Origin of the sequence: Vibrio sp. V19_P1S1T109, assembly GCF_002241375.1 — a bacterium.
GTDB lineage: Bacteria > Pseudomonadota > Gammaproteobacteria > Enterobacterales > Vibrionaceae > Vibrio > Vibrio anguillarum.
On sequence record NZ_NDIM01000077.1, the window covers coordinates 1 to 5,051 of the forward strand.

Here is a 5,051-nt window from a genome sequence, read left to right on the forward strand (position 1 = left end):
GAATGAGGTCGCGCATTATGAAGTCAATATTTAAGGTAACGACTTGTTCTTATGTGTCACGTTCGCCGTGTGGTGGGCAAGTCGCTAAAATTTCACGTCGGCCACTCTCTTTGACTTCCTCTAAAATGACATCAAACCCCCATAAACGGTAAAGGTGTTTTAGTACCTCATGACAGCTTTGATCTAAAGGAATTCTATCGTGTGGAACGTGTTGAAGCGTCAGTGAACGATCACCACGGACATCCACGTTATAAACTTGAATATTCGGTTCTAAATTACTGAGATTGTACTGTGCCGCAAGCTTTTCACGGATGGCGTGATAGCCAATATCATCGTGAATGGCACTAACTTCAATAAAATTCTTGCGATCGTCATCCACAATGGCAAACAGCTTGAAATCGCGCATTACTTTAGGTGAAAGATACTGGCTAATGAAGCTCTCGTCCTTAAAGTTGTGCATAGCAAAATGAAGCGCATCTAACCATTCTGTGCCAGCAAGCTCAGGAAACCATTCCCTGTCTTCATCGGTTGGCTCTTCACAAATACGTTTAATATCTCGGAACATAGCAAAGCCAAGTGCATATGGATTGATGCCACTAAAATAGGGGCTGTTGTAAGAAGGTTGTGCGACGACACTGGTGTGGCTGTGTAGAAACTCAAGAATGAATTTCTCAGAAACAAAACCTTCATCATAAAGGTGATTCAAGATAGTGTAGTGCCAGAATGTGGCCCAGCCTTCATTCATCACTTGCGTCTGTTTTTGTGGGTAAAAATATTGGCTTATTTTCCTCACAATACGAACGATCTCCCGTTGCCATGGCTCAAGCAGTGGCGCATGTTTCTCAATGAAATAAAGAATGTTTTCTTGTGGCTCACTTGGAAAACGAACTTTAAGATCTTCTTCTTTGGTTTTTGCTTTGGGCACGGTGCGCCACAGTTCATTAACTTGTGATTGTAGATAAGCTTCGCGCTCTTCTTGACGTGCTTTTTCTTCTGCTATCGATATTTTTTCAGGTCGTTTATAGCGGTCAACACCATAATTCATTAACGCGTGGCATGAGTCGAGCAGCGATTCGACTTCGGGTACGCCATATTTTTCTTCGCATTCTGAAATGTAGTTTTTGGCAAACAAGAGATAGTCAATGATAGAGCTCGCATCCGTCCAAGTTTGGAAAAGGTAGTTGCCTTTGAAAAACGAGTTGTGACCATAGCAAGCGTGCGCCATCACTAAGGCTTGCATAGTGACGGTGTTTTCTTCCATTAAATAGGCAATGCATGGGTCTGAGTTAATAACGATCTCATACGCGAGCCCCATTTGGCCATGTTTGTAACCTTGTTCCGTTTGAATAAATTTTTTGCCAAATGACCAGTGGCTGTAATTAATCGGCATGCCAATGCTGGAGTAGGCATCCATCATCTGCTCGGAGGTAATAACTTCAATTTGATTAGGGTAAGTATCGAGACGATAAAACTCAGCTACCCGGCGTATTTCAGTATGGTATTTCTCCAAAAGCTCAAACGTCCAGTCAGGTCCGTCTGGTAGCAATTTGCTCTTGCGTTTTGAAGTGCCTTTCGCTTTTGTTGTCATTAGTATGCCTCCCTAAGCTGTTTCCTTTTGGAATAGCTCCCTAAATACAGGGAATATGTCATCCACGGTGCGAATGTTTTTAATCGAAAAATTGCCAAATGAGGGTTGTAATTTTTCGTACTCGTGCCACAAGGTTTGGTGTGAGCGACGAGTGATTTCAATATAAGCGTAATACTGGCAATATGGCAGAAGCTTATTGGTGAGGAGTTCTTTACAACGAGGCGAATCATCAGCCCAGTTATCACCATCGGATGCTTGAGCTGCGTAGATATTCCATTCGCCGAGAGGGTAGCGTTGTTCAATGATTTCATGCATTAATTTCAGTGCGCTAGAAACAATCGTGCCGCCGGTCTCTTGAGAGTAGAAGAACTCGTGCTCATCCACCTCTTTGGCTTGCGTATGGTGACGAATAAACACCACTTCGACATTTTCATAAGTGCGAGTTAAAAATAGATACAGCAACACGTAAAAACGTTTGGCAATATCTTTAGTCGCTTGATCCATTGAACCCGACACATCCATTAAGCAGAACATAACAGCTTGGCTCGATGGAATGGGGCGTTTTTCAAAGTTTTTGAAACGTAGGTCAAACGTATCAATAAACGGCACACTTTCAATTTTTTTACGCAACGCTTCGATTTCTTGCTTAAGTCGCTTCTCTTCTAATACTTGAGCGGGCTCTCTATTTTGAATGCGCAGTAACTCTTCTTCTAATTCCCCCATTAAATGACGTTTTCCCGCTGTCATTGCGGTGCGGCGAGCCAGTGATTGTTGCAAAGAGCGAACTACAGCAATGTTCGACGGTACACCTGCCGTTTTGAAACCCGCGCGATGAGTTTTCCATTCTGTAATCTTATTGATTTGATTTTTTTCTAGATTAGGCAATTCCAGATCTTCAAACAGTAGATCAAGATATTCATCTTTAGAGATTTGGAAAATAAATTCATCTTGGCCTTCGCCATCAGCACTCGCATCACCTTGTCCTGCACCATTGCCTTGTCCGCCACTTTTAGGTCTCTCAATTTTATCACCAGTAATAAACTGGTCATTACCTGGGTGAACCCGTTCTTTCAGGCCGCCTTTTCCTTGATGAAACACGGGTTCTTTGATGTCGTGATTTGGGATCGACACATCTTCGCCAGACTCGGTGTTGGTGATGGAGCGACGATTCACTGCGTCTGCAACAGATTCTTTGATCTGCTCTTTATGACGGCGTAAAAAGCGTTGTCTATTGACCGCACTTTTGTTTTTACCGTTCAATCTTCTATCGATAAATTGCGCCATGAGTATCCCCTTGAAAACGTCACCTTTACGTTAGCCATTGTTCGTATGGCTAACGCATGTACAGGTTTTGGTTTGCTTGAAGTTAAGAAGATTTACGGACGCGTAAATACCACTCAGACAACAGCCTTACTTGTTTTTCTGTATAACCTTTCTCCATCATACGAGCGACAAAATCGTCGTGTTTTTTCTGATCATCAGATGAGGTTTTGGCATTAAAAGAGATAACAGGAAGTAGCTCTTCGGTATTTGAGAACATTTTTTTCTCAATGACGGTACGCAGTTTTTCGTAACTGGTCCAAACCGGATTTTGTCCATTGTTGTGCGCTTTCGCACGCAGTACAAAATTGACGATTTCATTTCGGAAATCTTTCGGGTTACTAATGCCTGCTGTTTTCTCGATTTTTTCTAACTCGTTATTGAGCGATGAACGATCGAAAAGTTGGCCAGTTTCAGGATCACGATACTCTTGGTCTTGGATCCAGAAATCAGCATAAGTAACGTAGCGGTCAAAAATATTTTGGCCATATTCAGAATAAGATTCCAAATAAGCAGTTTGAATCTCTTTACCAATGAACTCGACATAACGAGGCACTAAGTAGCCTTTTAAAAACTCCATATATCGTTCAGCGATTTCTTGAGGGAACTGCTCGCGTTCAACTTGCTGTTCGATGACATAGAACAGATGAACGGGGTTAGCCGCAACTTCCGTTTGGTCAAAGTTGAATACGCGCGACAGTATTTTAAAGGCAAAGCGAGTCGATAAACCGGACATCCCTTCGTCAACACCTGCGTAGTCACGATACTCTTGATAGCTTTTTGCTTTTGGATCGGTATCTTTTAGCGTTTCACCATCGTAGACGCGCATTTTGGAGAAGAGTGACGAGTTTTCCGGCACTTTTAGGCGCGAGAGGATACTAAATTGACCAAGTAATTCTAGTGTGCTTGGTGAGCATGGCGCTTTGGATAGTTCGCTGTGTTCAAGCAGTTTTTGGTAAATTTTCACTTCTTCCGAGACGCGTAAACAGTAAGGGACTTTAACGATATAAACCCGGTCCAAAAACGCTTCGTTGTTTTTGTTGTTACGGAATGTCTGCCACTCTGATTCGTTTGAGTGCGCTAAAATCATGCCATCAAAGGGTAGGGCGGATAACCCTTCTGTCCCGTTGAAGTTTCCTTCTTGCGTGGCGGTTAAGAGTGGGTGAAGCACCTTAATTGGCGCTTTGAACATCTCAACAAACTCCATTAACCCTTGGTTGGCTTTACAGAGTGCACCGGAATAGCTATATGCATCGGGGTCATCTTGCGAGAAATGCTCGAGTTTCCGAATATCTACTTTCCCAACCAGTGACGAAATGTCTTGGTTGTTTTCATCACCGGGCTCTGTTTTTGCGACGGCAATTTGATCGAGAATTGAAGGTCGTACTTTGACGACTTTGAATTTGGAAATATCGCCACCAAACTCGTGTAAGCGTTTGGCCGCCCAAGGTGATGTAATTGAGCGTAAATAGCGTTTTTCTATCCCATATTCCTGCTTGAGGATTTCGCCATCTTCAACCACATCAAACAGACAAAATGGGTGGTCATTGACTGGGCTACGAACGCCATTTGCAGACAAAACATAAATAGGCATTTGTTGCATTAAAGCTTTGAGTTTCTCCGCCAGTGAAGATTTACCGCCACCAACTGGACCGAGTAGATAGAGAATTTGTTTTCTTTCTTCTAAACCTTGGGCAGCGTGTTTGAGGTAGGAAACAATCTGTTCTATGGCTTCTTCCATGCCATAGAAATCCTCAAAAGTTTTATAACGAGAAATCACCCGGTTAGAGAAAATGCGACTCAATCGGGGGTGTTTTGCTGTGTCTATCAGCTCAGGCTCACCAATCGCCATTAACAGCCGCTCTGCTGCATTGGCATAAGCACTTTTATCTTCTTTACACAGAGCTAAAAACTCTTGCAGTGATAGCTCTTCATCCTTGGCGGCTTCATAGCGTGCCTGAAAGTGGTCAAAAATACTCATAGTGAATTCCCCTCTGAAAACTGTCTAACTGACAACACCGCTTAAAAACACAAATTAATAACAATTTAAGACTAGTCCGAGTTTGACAATTTTGCTTAACAATTATGTGTTTATTTAAATTTCGTGACAGTAATAACGTCGAGCAGGTTGAACCATTTAGTG

At 42.6% G+C, this 5,051-nt stretch carries 3 protein-coding genes; all 3 read right to left on the bottom strand.

Annotated features, from left to right (window positions below; genetic code table 11):
- Positions 1-49: 49 nt before the first annotated feature.
- The gene (locus B9J87_RS03645) at positions 50-1,588 is read right to left on the bottom strand and encodes a SpoVR family protein (RefSeq protein WP_013856538.1); all 1,539 of its coding nucleotides are present in this window, start codon (positions 1,586-1,588) and stop codon (positions 50-52) included.
- Between the two features lie 12 nt (positions 1,589-1,600).
- Complete coding sequence (locus B9J87_RS03650) at positions 1,601-2,872, bottom strand: YeaH/YhbH family protein (protein WP_094149378.1); 1,272 nt, start codon at positions 2,870-2,872, stop codon at positions 1,601-1,603.
- 82 nt (positions 2,873-2,954) lie between these two features.
- Entirely contained in the window at positions 2,955-4,889 is a 1,935-nt protein-coding gene (locus B9J87_RS03655; RefSeq protein WP_013856540.1) for a PrkA family serine protein kinase, read from the bottom strand.
- Between the last annotated feature and the right edge of the window lie 162 nt (positions 4,890-5,051).